Source organism: Paradesulfitobacterium aromaticivorans (assembly GCF_054657415.1).
Genome location: NZ_BAAHYT010000010.1, coordinates 594,379 through 609,758, shown reverse-complemented (window position 1 = coordinate 609,758; position 15,380 = coordinate 594,379). Strand labels below are relative to the sequence as shown.

At 42.7% G+C, this 15,380-nt stretch carries 16 protein-coding genes and 4 pseudogenes; 11 read left to right on the top strand and 9 right to left on the bottom strand.

All coding sequences use genetic code 11. From position 1 onward, the window contains the following. Positions 1-176: 176 nt before the first annotated feature. From ACYQ2N_RS08420 to ACYQ2N_RS08410, 3 genes are all read right to left on the bottom strand, one after another. Positions 177-452 carry a type II toxin-antitoxin system YafQ family toxin gene (locus ACYQ2N_RS08420; protein ID WP_459998777.1) on the bottom strand — a complete coding sequence of 92 codons (276 nt, stop codon included), beginning with the start codon at positions 450-452 and terminating at the stop codon, positions 177-179. Beyond that, the gene (locus tag ACYQ2N_RS08415) at positions 442-723 is read right to left on the bottom strand and encodes a type II toxin-antitoxin system RelB/DinJ family antitoxin (protein ID WP_459998775.1); all 282 of its coding nucleotides are present in this window, start codon (positions 721-723) and stop codon (positions 442-444) included. Before ACYQ2N_RS08415 ends, ACYQ2N_RS08420 begins: the two co-directional genes overlap by 11 nt. 115 nt (positions 724-838) lie before the next feature. Next, positions 839-1,099 (bottom strand): ATP-binding protein, encoded by a 261-nt coding sequence (locus ACYQ2N_RS08410; protein ID WP_459998774.1) that lies wholly within the window; start codon positions 1,097-1,099, stop codon positions 839-841. A gap of 297 nt (positions 1,100-1,396) precedes the next feature. Here ACYQ2N_RS08410 and ACYQ2N_RS08405 point away from each other — a divergent pair, with 297 nt between their 5' ends. The 3 genes from ACYQ2N_RS08405 to ACYQ2N_RS08395 all read left to right on the top strand — a co-directional run bounded on the left by ACYQ2N_RS08405 (position 1,397) and on the right by ACYQ2N_RS08395 (position 3,062). After that, positions 1,397-1,762 (top strand): nucleoside triphosphate pyrophosphohydrolase, encoded by a 366-nt coding sequence (locus ACYQ2N_RS08405; protein ID WP_459998772.1) that lies wholly within the window; start codon positions 1,397-1,399, stop codon positions 1,760-1,762. Positions 1,763-1,776: 14 nt separating this feature from the next. Next, positions 1,777-2,100, top strand: coding sequence for a hypothetical protein (locus tag ACYQ2N_RS08400; protein WP_488199458.1), 324 nt, complete (start codon positions 1,777-1,779; stop codon positions 2,098-2,100). 326 nt (positions 2,101-2,426) lie between these two features. Further along, complete coding sequence (locus ACYQ2N_RS08395; RefSeq protein ID WP_459998771.1) at positions 2,427-3,062, top strand: Fic/DOC family protein; 636 nt, start codon at positions 2,427-2,429, stop codon at positions 3,060-3,062. A gap of 143 nt (positions 3,063-3,205) precedes the next feature. Here the strand turns inward: ACYQ2N_RS08395 and ACYQ2N_RS08390 are convergent. The 6 genes and pseudogenes from ACYQ2N_RS08390 to ACYQ2N_RS08365 form a co-directional block, all read right to left on the bottom strand. Next, positions 3,206-4,125, bottom strand: a pseudogene (locus tag ACYQ2N_RS08390) (YidC/Oxa1 family membrane protein insertase). A gap of 34 nt (positions 4,126-4,159) precedes the next feature. Then, positions 4,160-4,330: a hypothetical protein gene (locus tag ACYQ2N_RS08385; protein ID WP_459998769.1), complete on the bottom strand. Its 171-nt coding sequence runs from the start codon at positions 4,328-4,330 to the stop codon at positions 4,160-4,162. A gap of 265 nt (positions 4,331-4,595) precedes the next feature. After that, entirely contained in the window at positions 4,596-5,939 is a 1,344-nt protein-coding gene (locus ACYQ2N_RS08380; RefSeq protein ID WP_459998768.1) for a radical SAM/SPASM domain-containing protein, read from the bottom strand. 38 nt (positions 5,940-5,977) lie between these two features. Continuing rightward, the gene (locus ACYQ2N_RS08375) at positions 5,978-6,559 is read right to left on the bottom strand and encodes a TetR/AcrR family transcriptional regulator (RefSeq protein ID WP_459998766.1); all 582 of its coding nucleotides are present in this window, start codon (positions 6,557-6,559) and stop codon (positions 5,978-5,980) included. A 201-nt stretch (positions 6,560-6,760) separates the two neighbouring features. After that, positions 6,761-6,973: pseudogene (locus tag ACYQ2N_RS08370) on the bottom strand (glycerol-3-phosphate acyltransferase); the annotation flags it as partial. Between the two features lie 162 nt (positions 6,974-7,135). After that, entirely contained in the window at positions 7,136-7,813 is a 678-nt protein-coding gene (locus tag ACYQ2N_RS08365; RefSeq protein ID WP_459998765.1) for an Lrp/AsnC family transcriptional regulator, read from the bottom strand. 236 nt (positions 7,814-8,049) lie between these two features. Between ACYQ2N_RS08365 and ACYQ2N_RS08360 the strand changes: the two genes are divergently transcribed. The 8 genes and pseudogenes from ACYQ2N_RS08360 (at position 8,050) to ACYQ2N_RS08325 (ending at position 15,348) form a co-directional block, all read left to right on the top strand. Next, positions 8,050-8,796: a putative ABC transporter permease gene (locus tag ACYQ2N_RS08360; protein WP_459998764.1), complete on the top strand. Its 747-nt coding sequence runs from the start codon at positions 8,050-8,052 to the stop codon at positions 8,794-8,796. Positions 8,797-8,826: 30 nt separating this feature from the next. After that, positions 8,827-9,324 carry an HD domain-containing protein gene (locus ACYQ2N_RS08355; protein ID WP_459998762.1) on the top strand — a complete coding sequence of 166 codons (498 nt, stop codon included), beginning with the start codon at positions 8,827-8,829 and terminating at the stop codon, positions 9,322-9,324. Positions 9,325-9,715: 391 nt separating this feature from the next. Continuing rightward, the gene (locus tag ACYQ2N_RS08350) at positions 9,716-10,720 is read left to right on the top strand and encodes a beta-ketoacyl-ACP synthase III (RefSeq protein ID WP_459998761.1); all 1,005 of its coding nucleotides are present in this window, start codon (positions 9,716-9,718) and stop codon (positions 10,718-10,720) included. Beyond that, entirely contained in the window at positions 10,714-11,703 is a 990-nt protein-coding gene (gene fabK, locus ACYQ2N_RS08345; protein WP_459998759.1) for an enoyl-[acyl-carrier-protein] reductase FabK, read from the top strand. Before ACYQ2N_RS08350 ends, fabK begins: the two co-directional genes overlap by 7 nt. Positions 11,704-11,740: 37 nt before the next feature. Then, positions 11,741-12,286, top strand: a pseudogene (locus ACYQ2N_RS08340) (glycosyltransferase); the annotation flags it as partial. Between the two features lie 209 nt (positions 12,287-12,495). Beyond that, positions 12,496-12,867, top strand: coding sequence for a hypothetical protein (locus ACYQ2N_RS08335; RefSeq protein WP_459998757.1), 372 nt, complete (start codon positions 12,496-12,498; stop codon positions 12,865-12,867). A 233-nt stretch (positions 12,868-13,100) separates the two neighbouring features. Further along, positions 13,101-14,959 (top strand): annotated as a pseudogene (locus tag ACYQ2N_RS08330) (type IA DNA topoisomerase). Positions 14,960-14,997: 38 nt separating this feature from the next. Continuing rightward, positions 14,998-15,348: a YojF family protein gene (locus ACYQ2N_RS08325; RefSeq protein ID WP_459998756.1), complete on the top strand. Its 351-nt coding sequence runs from the start codon at positions 14,998-15,000 to the stop codon at positions 15,346-15,348. Positions 15,349-15,380: the final 32 nt, after the last annotated feature.

Sequence of the window (15,380 nt, the reverse complement as noted above, 5' to 3'; positions counted from 1 at the left end):
GAATTATATTCTTTTTATATCATTTTGTTGAGAAATGAGTAAGGGATTCCCTCGAAAAGCATTATGACCCCCAAACAGCACGGCAGATTGCAAGAGAATTTATGATGTATGATAGCTAAAACACAAGGCGGACTGCCCATCATGAGCAGTCCGCCTTGTGCTTTAGGGTGTTTTGTTTAAAACAAGTCGCTGTGCGTGCCTGTTCTGGTAAGCGTCAGAACTAAAATATCGTTATCAATCCTGTAAACCAAAAGCCAATCGGGGGTAATATGACATTCTCTATGCCCGATCCAATTGCCTGTTAACATATGGTCTTTGTACTTCTCCGGTAAGGAGCTTCCAGCCGCCAACAGAGAAACAACATCTTGCAGCAATTGAAGGTTATAGCCCCGTTTCATAATTGCCTTTAAGTCTTTTTTGAATCTTCCCGTTGATAGAATTTCATACTTCATCCTGAACCTCCGCTATCAGTTCTTCAAAACTGGAATAGCGTTTCGCATTTGGGTCACGGCTTATTTTATTGGCTTCTTCCATAGCCGCTATTGTTTCAGCATTCGGAATATTCAAAGAAATTTCAAAGGGTATTTTTCCCTGCCGTACAGCCTGCCGGGCAAAGACGGTAAACGCCGTCGTCATATTCATGCCTAATTCAGAGAAAAGCTGTTCTGCCTGCTCCTTCAGTTCTTTATCCATGCGAATGGTTAAATTTGTCGTTTCAGCCATGTTTTAGCCCTCCTTTATTATCATAATATATATTATCACAAAATATGTGCATTGTAAATACAATGCACATAAAAATGATGTTGTTCTGCATTTAGTCAAATTTGCATGAACTCCATCAATACTTCACTCTTGGAAATATCAATGAAATTGTGAGGCCTAAAGAAGGCTCTGACTTTGCATCTATGTCAATTGCCAAATCCTGAGCCATTTTTCGTACTAAGAATAGTCCCATCCCTGTGGCTCGTCCTGGATAATTACCTCCTTCTCCTGTAAAGCCTTTATCAAAAATAAACGGTAAATCTGCTGATGGTACGCCTGGGCCATTATCGCTAATATTTAAAATAATCTGGTCAAGAGTTTCATCGTATGACCTCAAATTGCAATAGAGGTTTCATGTGATTATGGTCAAAAATTGCAGTCTAAAATGGGTTAAGAAGCAGTAAAAATCCGCATAAACACTGAGTTTTTGGTATACTGGATATCCTGTTCATGTTGGTCATATGTTGTTTTCGCTTCGAAATACATTGTAACAGCCACTGATGAGGTTTGTCCAAAGAAAACAACGACGATTTGTGCTGGCCAAAGTTCACATATAAATCTCCAAATAAATCGAGTTATCTGGCAGGGTTTAACATATAAATGCAGAATTTATCTTATTGTGAGACTTTGTCAAATGGAAAGGCAAATGAAATTTTCACATAAAGGTCCGGTGAAAACGATGAATATCAAAATCTACAATAAACTCATTCGTGATAAAATTCCGCAAATCATCAGACAAAGCGGGAAACAGGCAGTTATAGAAGAGGTCTCCGGAGAGGAATATTTGCAACTGTTAAATGCTAAATTGGGTGAGGAACTTCAGGAATATTTAGACAGCCAAAGTGTTGAAGAACTGGCCGATTTGGTTGAAGTGGTCTATGCCATATTGAACTGCAAGAACGTATCATTACAAGAGTTTGAAACGATAAGGCAGCAGAAAGTGCTGGAGAGAGGTGCTTTCAAAGAAAAACTGTTGCTTAAGGAAGTTATTGACGGCTGAGGGGTTGAAGCAAGTTGACAGTTAAGTATAAGCAGAGTGGAGGTCTTAACAGTGCGGCCGAAGATTTATTTGTAGAATTATTTTGTGATACCTTTGGCCCAGATAAGTCACAGTATCTTTTTCTGCAATATCCGTTTACAGATATTTATGGGAACAGACGCTTTATTGACTTCGCTCTGGAAAGTGAAGACGTAAAGATTGCTATCGAAATTGATGGTGAAACCTACCACAACCCCTACAAGGTTTCGAATAATAAATATTATGATGATCTGACCAAACAGAATAGCCTTATCTATCAAAACTGGAAGGTTTACCGGTGGGTTTATAACCATATATAGGCTTTGAACACCGATAACACGGCTTAGATTGGGTTCGGAGTATAAAAAAAAGAGCAGTTATCTAGAAGCACACATAGAAATTCTCAAAACTAAACGTGCCTTTTGTCTTAAGATGAGTATAATAGTTTTAGAGGTGATGATCTTGAAAACGAGGAGCTCAAAGGGTTTAAAAAGTACAAGGGTGATCTCGAGTGTAAGGGCATCAATGGCTTTTGAAGGATTAAAACCAAGCGCGCATGCGCAGACCATTGGTAAGCAGTACCTTGAGGACAAGATCAGTAGTAGGGAGGCTGTCGCGCGTATAAAGGCAAGGCACGCTTCGAAATTTGGACGATAAAATGAGGAGTGGTAGTCGCTTTTCTAAATATAATCGTAAAGAAACCAACCAATCTTTATATTGCTACAAAGATTCTGAAGTATTGATCAATAAAGAGAACATTAGGGATGAAAAGGCTTTAGCTGAGTATGAAGCAGATATAACAATGATTCGGCAATACCAACTTGAAAAAGAACAGCCTGTTAGAGGCAGGTTTGGAATGACCCACTTGAAGAGAATACACAGGTATATTTTTCAAGACATCTACTTTTTTGCTGGTAAATTAAGAATTGAGAATATTGAAAAGGGTTCTACGATTTTCTGTAAAAGCGAGTTTATTGAAGAAAATTTAGAAGCCATATTTAATAAACTAAAAAAGGATAGCTATTTGAGAGGTTTGAATACGGAGGAGTTTTCTCAAAAGGCAGCCTACTACATGTCTGAACTTAATATGATACATCCGTTTAGAGAAGGCAATGGCCGCAGTATCAGAGAATTTATTCGTCAATTGGCTTTGAATTGTGGTTATATTATAAACTGGTCTTTAATTAACCACGAAACCTTGTTAGATGCGACAATTATAGCTGCCAATAAAAGTTTGGACCCATTGAGTAATTGTTTTTTTCAAGTGATAGAAAACAAGTAATTTATTAGATTTGAGCTGAGCACCTAATCAGGTGCTTTTTTGTTGCACTAAAACTTCCTAATAATAATTCTTTCTGGAATAAAGAAGTTTAGTAAATGCACGGTTCTTGAGAGGTGGTTGTGGTACCATGACAAAAGGTAGCGTCAAGGATTTTTCGCAAATTTCCTTTCCTTAGCCTTTTTGTCTTTTACATCTAAGCTCAAATTCTTTTTGATAATGAACTTGTTCATGAATATTTGTTGAGATATCTGAAATATATTTCCAACAATCCAGTAAAGTCCCAGACCAGCAGGCACACTGAAGGTAATAAACCCAGTCATGATTGGAGATATCAAAACCATACTGTTCTGCATAGAATTTTGCATTTGGTTATCACTTGTCTGAGGTGTTTGCTGCATAGAATACTTCACGGATATATAGGTCGTAATTGCTGATAATATTGGAATTAAAAGCAGAATCAAATTTTGTGTGCCCATAGGATCTCCAAAGAGCTTGTGATAATCCCATGTAGGTATTGCGCCCAGATTAACCCCCAGGAAATTCATATTGAGTAATTCGTCCTGTTTCAGCATTTGGCTAACAGTTGACAGCTTGTCGGCATGTTGGCTGAAGTAGGTGATGATGCTTAAGTCATGCATATTCGTAATTCTGTCTGCACCTGCAGGTATTTTTTCAAATAATTGCTGAATAACTTCCGGAGATTTTCCAATCATATATTTTAATGGCTGTGAAATTACGTAATATAACGAAAAAAGTATCGGCATTTGTATCAGAAGTGGTAAAAAGCTCCAACAGGATTGACTTTATTATCCTGGTACAGTTTCATCATTTCTTGATTAAGCTTTTCTTTGTCATTTTTATGTCTTTTTTGTATTTCCTGCATTTGTGGCTGAATCTCACTGAATCTTGAGGTTGAATGATACTGTTTGATATATAATGGCAGTAAAAGTGACTTAACTATTACTGTCAAAATTATAATAGCAAGTCCATAATTCTTGAATGCAAGTATGTCATAAATGAATTTTAAAATGTACCCTATAGGAAATGCAATAAAATCAAGCATTATAAAACTACCCTTCTCAAATATTTCTTCTAAATTAAAATTTCCCTTTGTCCCGAAACCCCGGCAACGGGGTAAACGAAATGAGAAATTGGAAACTCCCAAACACCCAAGTAGCGTTGAGCGCTTGGTGAACCGGATCGCCAAGTATCAAGACGTTCCAGCACCGTCGGCTCCCTTTGACGTGGTGATGAACCTTTTTAAGCATTGTTTCGTGCTTCCTTCGGCCCATTTTGGTCTCTTAGGGGATCCCTCGAATCTTTCCCTTGCCGGCGGTGGCACCACCGTTCGAAGTGGTTCAAGCAGATTCGGTCGAAAAACTTGCTCCTGCCATCAGCAAGGGATTTATGACTGCCAATGTCCCGGATCCTTTTCCGATCCAAACGCTTCCTGGGGTTGGGATAGCTATCGAGAAGAGTATTTTTGGGAGCGCTCCCTCTACGAGTTGTCGCCTCGGACAGCCCCTATCTATTCTAAAAATTTCTCCAAAGTCTCTCGGCCGTTACCGCCCATTTTTCAGAAGCATCTTTGCACTTTCCACATAAATAATGTACATCTTCAGGGTGCAGCATTTCAGTTGATTTTGCACTAGAAGCAATAACCATACTTTCAAGTTTTTCTGGATTATCTAGTAACGGGCATGGTCTTAAGTGGTTATCATTAAATGGTTGATTTTTATAATATTGCATAAATAATGGAGACTGGTATGCTTCTATAAGAGTATTTTTATGAATATTTGAATCTGAATAGTGAATGAAAGCACAAGGCTCAATATCTCCATTTGCATTGATATGAAGATAAGATCTCCCGCCAGCTATACAGCCATTAACATACTCACCATCATTCCAAAAGTCCATTGTAAATAAAGGTTTTGTTTCTCTAAATTTCCTTATTTGATGGTACATAAATTCACGTTGATCCGGAGTTACCATTAATTCAGGCACTGCATCTATTCCAACAGGGATATAAGTAAAGAACCAGCCAAATTTAGCTCCTCTATTTATCATTTCATCGAAGTATTCTTCACTACCTATCACATCTGTATTCTTGCTAGTATAACAAGATGAGAAACCAAAAGGTAATTTCTTTTTCCTTAATATATCCATCGCACCAAGGGCTTTCTTGTATGTACCGTTGCCGCGTCGATAGTCTGTAGCTTCTTCAAATCCTTCTACACTTATTGCTGGTACAAAATTTTTGACTCTAAGCATTTCATCGGCAAAGGTCTCATCTATTAAAGTTCCATTTGTAAAGGCCAAAAACACACAATCATTATGCTTTTCACATAGACGGATAATATCATCCTTTCTTAAAAGGGGTTCGCCACCGGAATAAAGGTACATGTACGTACCGAGTTCCTTACCTTGCAAAATTATCTTATCCAAGGTTTCATAATCCATAAACAGCTTATTTCCATAATCTGCTGCCCAACAACCTGTGCATTTTAGGTTGCATGCAGAGGTTGGATCCATAAGTATTGCCCATGGTATATTACAGTTATTTTCTTCCTTTCCCTTGCTTCGCCTACTTCCACCTAGTATTGTAGCGTTAACTACAAAATTTTCGAATAAGGTTTTTCTTACGCCATCATCAATGTCAGTCCAAAGACTCTTTATAAGCTGGTACCAATTACCATCTTCATCTTTAATTACCGATTTTACAGATTTTAGCTGTCTTTCAACAATCCCTTCAACATCGATTTTCTCGACCCAATCTATGATCTTTGGAATGTTCTTGTCCGGGTCAGAATCTATAAAAGATATAACTTTCTTGAGTCCAAAAGATTTTAGATTTTCTTTTATAGTGTTATGATCCATTGTAATTTTCTCCTTGTTCTCAGTCTACTCTTTACTCTTTACTCAAGCACCAATTCAATTGCATTTAAAGCTTCAGGTAGGTTTTTTTCTTGAGGGTCTAAAATGACCTGTATGGCAGTTCCGAACATTGCTCCAAAAATCATCCTGGCAATGGATTTGGGGGAATAGCCATATATATTGCCTTTTATGGCAATATTATTTAGGACATGTTTTTCTATTAAATTTGCTAAATCATTAAACAGGTTTCGGAGTAATTCGCTAAATGTAGTTGACCAGAGTGCCATCCCGCTAAAGTCATACAACAGTCTGAAAAGCTTAGGATTTTCCTCTAACATTTCCTGAAAATATATAATAAGGGATGATATTTTTTCTTTGGCAGTGGTTCCATTTCTTAAATGATCCTCTACTTCCTGCAGGTACTTTTGCATCATCATTTTTATTACCTCTGTAAGCAACCCCTCCTTATTTTTATAGTAATAGTTAAGCTGGCTTAGAACAACCCCTGCTCCATCGGCAATATCACGCAAAGATACATTTGCATAACCCTTTGATGAAATACACTCAAATGCAGCGAGTAATATTTTTTGGGATTGGTTCATTTTTTCCATTTCGTTGTTCATGGCATTGCTCCTTATTTTTAATTCGGACATCCGATCTAATTTGATTATATGATTTTTTTCTATTTTGTCAATTCGTAATATGCATGGGTCAACAGGGGATTACTGTTAACTGAGATGCCCTTGTCGATGGGTGTAAACGAACAAGTGGCTCATCTAACGACATGATGCACTTAACCTAATTTGAAAATCACCTGACAACTAGTAAGAGCTCCATGCTGCCCAAGCTCCTTTCAAGCTATCCCCGGCTAAAACCGCCAACCCCAACTTCGGTCCGAGTAACCGAAAGGCATTCGTGGCTCCAATGTTCCCGCTCCCGCCCTTACGCACATCAACTTGCTTCACCGTACCAGCAAAATACGCAAATGGAATCGCCCCTGCAAGATAGGCTAGGACAAATATCACATATTTAAGCAATGTTTTTTGCCACCCCCTTTACTAGGTCTAATAACCTTCGACCTGTGCAACAGTTGCATTAGAAGCTAATCCCACTACCGAAGAGCCTGTCACTTATTGCTAGGACGCCCACTTGAACGGTATGTCAGTGTTCAAAAACCAATGTTTTAAGTAATACGATGTTTAAACCATGGCTTCCCGGACAAAATCAGTAAGCGTTTGTAGCTCGTCAAGACTTAATTCATCAAGATAGTTAAAAAACAAAGCGATGAGTTTAGTGATTTCAGGCCCGAGTTCATGGCCAACGGTTTGAACAGCCGTTCCCATCACCGTCCCAAAAAACATGGTCAATTGTATTTCCGAGCGATTCGAAACATTCATCAAGTGCTCAATCATCTGTTTCCGCTTTTTCCCGAGTACATTGAGATACAGAATCAAAAGTCCGAGGATGTAGAGACAAAATTCTGCCTGGACAGTTACATGAGCAATTTTCTCCAAAAAGAGATCGACTGCTTGCTGGAGACGAAACATCCGCACCTCCTTAAGTAAACCTAGTACCGAATTCTTGATAGCTCTCAATTCCCTCGGGTTACAAATTGTAGTCCTCGTCTTACCAAAAAGCTCCTCGGCTTTGGGCGTTGGGGCAAAAACGATCATAGACCGCCCTGATTCATGGGGGTTTATGGTATAGTCCCGTCTAAGCAAACCGTTTTTCTCCAACTCTTTTAACATATCATAAGCTGTCCATTTACTGACTCCGATTAGATTGGCCAAAGTTATATAATGAACAGGCAAACCCGTCTTTTCATAAAGGTTCATAATCTGTTGCAAGAACTGCTTGCGTCTCTCAGTTATACCCATTCTGTTTCTTTCTCCCTCATCAGATTGACTTATTAATTCATCTTGACAGCAATAAAAAAAATGTTATAGTGATTACAGATTTATCTTTTGGGTCTTTTGGGTATATCTTAAGTCTAACTGGCATAAAATGCAACTGTGTTCCTGCAAGCGGGGAATTGTTTTTCCGCCATATTTGGGTCTTTTTGGGAACTCAGTCTAAGGTTTTGCTTATGCCCTCATTAAGGAGTTAATATTTAATGCTTAGTTTGCTTTGGCTTGACCACTTTTCATATACAGTCCTGACCTTTGCTTCTTACGCTTTTGCAGGTTGGATATTGGAAAGCGCATACCGTTCCCTCACCCAACAACATATCGTCAATCCCGGTTTTCTTAAAGGCCCTTTTCTGCCGCTCTATGGTTCCTTTACACTCTTAGTCGCAATGACAGATCCATGGATATCAGATCTCGCTTGGGAATGGCGATTTATTTATTTCGTCGTTTTAAGCACGGCTTTAGAATACGTATCCGGGCTGTGTCTAGAACGTTTCTTTCACTTACAACTCTGGGATTACAGTGACACCCCGCTAAATTTCCAAGGACGGATCGCCCTTCCTTTTTCGCTAATCTGGGGAGTTCTCGGTCTTGTGTTTGCCCGCTTCATCCACCCACAATTCCATGATTATTTACTAGGCATCCCGTCTAGTCCTAAAATCATTCTCGCATTCATTTTTATAATTTATCTTGTGTGGGATATCATTCAATCAACCATTCTTCTCCACCGCTTAAAACGCATTGTAGATATTTTCCAGCAAAATCACACGCTTCAGAGTCACGAGCGTTTAGTGGTTTTGTTCCGGCCCTTTCGCCGGTTACTTTCCACTTATCCCAAGCTGCGCCATACGCTAAATGAAACCGTTTCCTTGCTCCAAGCCAAACAGGATTCAGTGGAACAGTTTGTTAAACGTCAAAGACAAAAAATCCTGGGTCAAAACAAAGAAGATTAATACTTTACAATAGATTTAGAGGTGAGCCCTTTGATTTTTCAAGAGTTAGTGCAAGATATTCTAGAACATCCCGAATTCAAGCAGTTAGCTCAGTTTCCCCATCATAAACCATTCACTGTTTTCGATCACTCACTCCATGTAGCTTGGTTAACCTTTACTTACTCAGAGCGATTACGGAAGGTCATACCTTCTTTCGATAGCCGAAGTGCTACACGGGGAGCGCTTCTCCATGATTTCTACCTCTATGACTGGCATTTGCCACGCCCCGATGGCAAGCACTGGCACGGCTTTCGTCATCCCCGTATCGCGTGTCAAAATGCTGATCGGTGTTTTTGTCTTTCCAAGAAAGAACAAGACATCATCCTCTACCACATGTGGCCGTTAACTCCCCGGTGGCCCCGCAGCCGGGAAGGATTCTTGGTTTGTTTTATGGATAAAGTAGCAACTGTTGAAGAGTTCTGGTTTAAAATTAAGCATCAATCCGACCTTAAATTACCGGATAGCGAGATTATGCCGCGTGTTGGCTAAAATAGTATTTTGTTTTTGGGTCTTTTGTGCCAAAGTGTATTGTTGCATCTTTAAAAAGGCTGATTTGGGGACTGTTCAGTGAAGACAAATGCAAATGCAAATGAGCCACTTTCCTCTGCTCCAACTAAAAAGCATGAGTCTTTTTGGAGCAAAGCGGTTGGCTTTATTCTGGCCTTGTTTCGCTAAACTGGGGAGCCCGCCAACATTTCAGCAGAAATATACGCTACGCTAGGACAGTTTAAAGTAGAAGAATCCGTGATTTTTCTACTTTAAACCATTATTTATCTAGGTCAATTCGTTAGCTATAACGTGGGTAGATGCTAGACAAAAATGAGATATTACCAAGCTGTTGAGTAGCTGGGAGAAAAATAGCGGAAAGAGGTTTTACACAATGCGCCAAGTCGGAATCGTCGGAACCGGTTCTTATGTTCCGGAAGATGTCTTAACCAATGTGGATTTGGAAAAGAGGGTCGATACCAATAATGAATGGATTATCAGCCGTACGGGGATCAAGGAACGTCATATAGTAAAGAAAGATACGCCGGTATCAGAACTTTGTTATCTAGCTGCTTTGCGGGCAATGGCCGATGCAGGGATAACTCCTGAAGAGTTGGATCTCGTGATCGTAACAACAGTTACTCCAGACTATATTTTTCCGGCAACTGCTTGTTTAGTAGCTGATCGTTTAGGGGCTAAAAAGGCGGCGGCTTTTGATTTGGAAGCTGGGTGTAGTGGGTTTCTCTATGGGGTGACTACTGCCAGTCAATTTATTGCTACGGGTATGTACCGCACAGCTTTAGTTATCGGAGCGGAGACTCTTAGTAAATTGCTTAATTGGGAGGATCGAGCGACTTGTATCCTATTTGGCGATGGCGCTGGAGCCGCAATTCTTCAACCGGTTGAAGATGGCTACGGCTTTTTGAGTTTTGAGTTGGGGGCTGACGGTTCGGGGGGGAAGTTATTGCTTGTACCAGCCGGCGGTTCCAAAAATCCACCGACAGCGGAGACCTTAGAACAAAAAATGCATACAATTCATATGTCGGGTAGCGAGACTTACAAGTTTGCCGTAAGGATTATGGGCGAGGCGGCCTTGCGGGCTTTGGAACGTGCGGGCTTAGGTAAAGAAGACGTTGATCTTTTAGTTCCCCATCAGGCTAATATTCGGATCATAGATGCTGCCGTAAAACGTCTGAGAATTTCTCCGGACAGGGTAGTCGTAAATTTAGACCGCTATGGTAACATGTCTGCGGCTTCTATTCCTGTGGCTATGGATGAAGCCGTAAAGGCGGGGAGAGTAGCCTATGGGGATGTGTTAGTCATGGTAGGCTTTGGGGCCGGTCTAACGTGGGGCGCGACTGTTTTGAAATGGGCAAAGAGAGGGACGCAGGAATGCTAAAAACAAAGATTTGTGACCTCATCGGGATTGAATACCCAATTTTCCAAGGCGGAATGGCTTGGGTTTCGACCGGAGAACTGGCCGCTGCGGTCTCGGAAAGCGGCGGGTTAGGTATCATTGGTTCAGGACAGGCTCCTGCGGACTGGTTGCGTCAGGAAATTCGTAAAGTGAAAGCGATCACGAAAAAGCCTTTCGGGGTTAACGTCATGTTGATGTCCCCGTTTGTGGATGAAGTCATGCAGGTGATTTTGGAGGAACGTGTCCCGGTGATTACGACGGGGGCAGGGAATCCTGGGAAATACGTGCCCATGCTTAAAAAAGTTGGAACGAAGGTGATTCCAGTGGTGGCCTCTGTCGCGTTGGCCAGACGGCTGGAAAAGGCTGGGGTTGATGCACTCATTGCCGAAGGAATGGAGTCCGGCGGGCATATCGGGGACATTGGAACTTTCCCACTAGTTCTCCAAGTGGTCGATGCCGTTAAAATCCCGGTCATTGCTGCCGGAGGGGTCGTGGATGGCCGAGGCCTGGTGGCAGCTTTAGCCCTCGGAGCCGAAGGGATACAAATGGGGACACGCTTCATGTGCGCAGAAGAATGTACCATTTCCCAGCTTATCAAGGATAAGATTATTAAAGCGAAAGATCGTGCTACTGTAGTGACAGGACGTTCAACGGGTCACCCGGTTCGTTGTTTGGATAATCACTTTACCCGTGAAATTGATCAACATGAACGGGAAGGGATGCCAGCTGAGGAACTCGAGAAACTGGGTGTAGGGAAATTACGATTAGCCATGGTGGAGGGGGATATTGAGAACGGTTCAATCATGGCTGGTCAAATCGTCGGAGCGGTTAAACGTATTGAACCCGCAGCATGCATTATTCAGGATATCATGCAATGCGCGGAACGGGAATTTGAGCGTCTTTCTGCACGGTTTAATAGCCTCTCCGGAATTCGGGAGAAACCCTTGTCCCTTCTAACTCGGTGAATGCCGAGAGCCCAGTTTGAAACGAGGAGGTTTGTACGTGGAGCAAATGAGTGTGCTGATTTTTTCGGCGACGTCTGGGGCCGGGCATGTGCGAGCGGCTGAAGCGGTTATCGAGGCGTTACGTGCCAAGGACCCAAACGTTAAAATTACGCATTTGGATTTTGGGGCATTTCTCAGTAAGACCTTCAACACTGTTGTTAAGAACACCTACATTGAGCTCATTAAACATACGCCGAAACTATGGGGGAAATTTTACTACCGTACGTCAAAGATTCCTCCAGATTCCGTACTCCAACGATTTTTGAACGGTTTGGGGCGCAGTGAATTTGTGAAATTCATTCAGGCGTTACAAAACCCAGTTGCGCGTTTTGGATTTGTACAAAATGTTGAGGAATTGATGAGTGCTGCGGACATTATTATTACGAAAGCAGGTGGCTTAACGGTTTCTGAGGCGTTGACGAAACGGGTGCCCTTGGTTATTTTCAGGCCGATACCTGGACAGGAAGAGGAAAACGCAATCTATCTGGAAGGCATTGGGGCAGGCCGGGTTGCAAAGAGTGAAGAAGAATTGGAAAAAATAATCTTGCTTTCTGTACTCTAAGACACTATTCTGGTGACTCATCACCGGCACCTGGGATATTCAACGGTCTCAGAGAATCCATGATAATGCGGTTTCTGAAACTATTGCCTAATCGTTTGGGCTAATCACAATGAGTTGGATTTATATGACTTTGCCCCTGCCGATATTCCACTGGTGGAAAAGCTGAAGAGGTCATTGGTTAGAGGTGGAGCATGTCGGGAATCATCTATGGGCTATATGAGCAAATCATTAATGGGATTATTACTGAAAACCTTAATAGAATTGATCAGGAGCTTGTCATAAAAGAGACTCAGCCGCTGGATTCGGCTGAGTCTTCTAAAATTCTGGCAGAATATCTTACCAGAATTTTGCGCGAGATTTTTGATTATATCGATGATGGGGATACCATCGTCAGAGAGCCAGGCATCATGGCATACCTTTTAGGTATTGACGAAAAGAGCGGAAAGACTTATGAACCAATAAAAAGAAAGCCGGACGAATTCTGCTGGGGCAGACTTGGGATGAGATGCCGGAGATTGGTGCGAAAACTTTTGTCGTTGGGATGCTTTATTATTTTTAATTAAGGAGGTTTCTGGTTGAACCCGGGGGAGCTTTGACAAGTATAAGGAGGAAATACCTACTCAATTGCCGAATTGTGTCATGATATAAGCAATTTCCATTAATGAACGACCTCGAAGATTGAGCGGGGTTCCTACCATATTGACCCGCTTGAAGAAGAACTCAAGAAGAAGAGACAGTTCGAATTTGACTGGGTATGATAACTGGGAGGGCTAAGTAGAAGGAAGAGGGGTCTGGCATGGGAAGAACACTGATTATCGCCGAAAAGCCGGCACAAGCCCGGGAATATGCACGGACCCTCAGTGTGCTGGGTAAAAGGGACGGGTATCTGGAGAATGAAAAGTATGTGATCACCTGGTGCTTCGGTCACCTTTTGGAACTGGAGCGTCCGGAAGTGTATATGGATCTCGAACGGGTTGGCCGACGCTGGAGTCTCAAGCGGTTGCCGGTATTGCCTGGCTTACAGGAATTCCGCAGGGCGGTGAAATCCGAAGCACGCAAACAGTATAATGTCATTCAACAGTGGCTGAAGTCGAAGGAGATTGAGCAGGTGATTTGCGGTACAGATGCCGATCGGGAAGGACAATTGCTTTTTCAAGAGGTGTGGGACTCCGTTCGCTGTCAGAAACCATTATCGCGATTGTGGGTTTCTTCACTGACCACGTCGTTAAGCTAGAGCAAAAGGAAGTATCGGAACCGCCGCCGCTTTTATTTGACCTCACCAGTCTGACGGTAGCCGCCTCTAAGCGTTATAGTTTTAGCGCCGAGCAGGTGCTCCAGCTAGCCCAGTCTTTGTATGAGAAAAAGGCCATTACCTACCCACGGACAGATTGCCCCTATCTACCGGCCGATCTGGTTCCGAAACTGCCTGCTCACTTGCAGGCTGTATGCCAAGGGCCATATCTTTATCTGGCGGAAGAAGCGGGTCGTTTAGGTGTACCTAAGGGCAAGAGGATAATCAATACGATTTCTGCCCACCATGCTATTATCCCGACGACAGAGAAAATTAGCATCGAGCGGCTCACCGATGGGGAGCGAAAACTGTTTGATTTAATCGTGCGCAGGTTCTTGGCGATCTGGTTTCCGGCTGCCCGTTACCAGCAGACCGAAGTGATAACCGAAGTGGTAAGCGAACTATTTCGCACCAAAGGTAAGGTGATGCTTAGCGCAGGCTGGAAGAGGGCTTACGGATCTGAAGAAGATGAGGAACGTTCTTCAAAAGATAGTGAGCAGGCTGATGGTGAGAACACAGCCCTCCCGCCCTTACAATTCGGGGAGGATGTGCAGACGAACCGGGTCATTGTCGAAGAAAAGGCGACCAAACCACCTAAACGCTTTACACAGGGAGATTTGCTCAAGGCCATGGAAACTGCCGGCAAGCAGATCGACGATGAGATACTGCGCCAACAATTAAAAGGGAAAGGCTTGGGTACCGTGGCTACCCGACCCGCCATCTTGGAAAACCTGTTACAGCGAGGCTATATTGTACAGGAACAAAAAGTATTAAGGCCGACGGAGAAGGGAAGTGAGCTTATCCGGCTGATCCGGGAACGGCTTCCTTATTCCAGGCTTCTGATTAGCGCCGAAATGACCGGACAAATGGAGTTTGATCTGGCCAGAGTGGAAAAAGGAGAATTGGCTTTAGAAAAATTCATGCTGACTGTCGCAGAGGCCATAGACCACATGATTGAGGAACTGCGTTCGTTCGAACGAGCTCACGGAAAATCACCTCTGGCCCATGCGCCTTCCGATACCTCCAAAGCACAACGAGGCCCGAAAGAATCCTCGCAGTCGAATCTCGTGCCTCGAACATCGAACATCGATCTAGGCGCCTGCCCCAGCTGCGGGGGGATGGTGATCGAAGGGAAGAAAGGGTATGGATGTGCCAATTGGCGGGCTGGTTGTCGCTTTGTGGTATGGAAAAATACCATCTGTGGCAAAGTGCTAACTCCGAGCCAGATGAAAAGCCTGTTAAAAAGAGGTAAAACACCCTTGATTAAAGGTTTCAAATCTAAAAACGGCAAATCATTCGCAGCTTATCTGACCTGGGAAGACCGAGAGAACGGGACCCTGAAATTTGAGTTTGCCAAAACATAACAAGTTGACAATGTATTCGTCGAGGTGGTGATAAGTTCATGAACCCAATTGATAAGGTGACTGTACAAGCTGTGCTGGACGGTTTTCTTAACCGTGAAGTATACCTCCATCTGGAGACAACTAACGGGGCTTATGCCGTCCATCGCCAGGAAAGTAAAATGGCCGTCGGAGCATATATTCGCAATAGTCGGATCCGTTTTGGGAGAGGGGTTATCACGGGCGACCGCCCGTATCGAGTCGGCCTCAAGATGGAACTCGGCTGGGTTTATGCCGAAGGGTTAACTGACTTTGAGGTGGACCAAGAAGGACGGCTATTACTGGCCGGTCATGATGAAGAGGGACGATTGGCTGTAGCGTTGGAACTTAGTCTGAATCCGTTTGAGCTGTAACCAGTCTTAGAGGGCTAATTTCTTAGATATAA

Excerpts from the sequence above, each read along its gene's own strand:
- ACYQ2N_RS08405 (WP_459998772.1), top strand. The coding sequence starts at position 1,397 with ATGGAAAGGCAAATGAAATTTTCACATAAAGGTCCGGTGAAAACGATG.
- ACYQ2N_RS08420 (WP_459998777.1), bottom strand. The coding sequence starts at position 452 with ATGAAGTATGAAATTCTATCAACGGGAAGATTCAAAAAAGACTTAAAG.
- ACYQ2N_RS08325 (WP_459998756.1), top strand. The coding sequence starts at position 14,998 with ATGAACCCAATTGATAAGGTGACTGTACAAGCTGTGCTGGACGGTTTT.
- ACYQ2N_RS08415 (WP_459998775.1), bottom strand. The coding sequence starts at position 723 with ATGGCTGAAACGACAAATTTAACCATTCGCATGGATAAAGAACTGAAG.
- ACYQ2N_RS08385 (WP_459998769.1), bottom strand. The coding sequence starts at position 4,330 with ATGCTTAAAAAGGTTCATCACCACGTCAAAGGGAGCCGACGGTGCTGG.
- ACYQ2N_RS08380 (WP_459998768.1), bottom strand. The coding sequence starts at position 5,939 with ATGGATCATAACACTATAAAAGAAAATCTAAAATCTTTTGGACTCAAG.
- ACYQ2N_RS08360 (WP_459998764.1), top strand. The coding sequence starts at position 8,050 with ATGCTTAGTTTGCTTTGGCTTGACCACTTTTCATATACAGTCCTGACC.
- ACYQ2N_RS08375 (WP_459998766.1), bottom strand. The coding sequence starts at position 6,559 with ATGAACAACGAAATGGAAAAAATGAACCAATCCCAAAAAATATTACTC.
- ACYQ2N_RS08365 (WP_459998765.1), bottom strand. The coding sequence starts at position 7,813 with ATGGGTATAACTGAGAGACGCAAGCAGTTCTTGCAACAGATTATGAAC.
- ACYQ2N_RS08335 (WP_459998757.1), top strand. The coding sequence starts at position 12,496 with ATGTCGGGAATCATCTATGGGCTATATGAGCAAATCATTAATGGGATT.
- ACYQ2N_RS08350 (WP_459998761.1), top strand. The coding sequence starts at position 9,716 with ATGCGCCAAGTCGGAATCGTCGGAACCGGTTCTTATGTTCCGGAAGAT.
- fabK (WP_459998759.1), top strand. The coding sequence starts at position 10,714 with ATGCTAAAAACAAAGATTTGTGACCTCATCGGGATTGAATACCCAATT.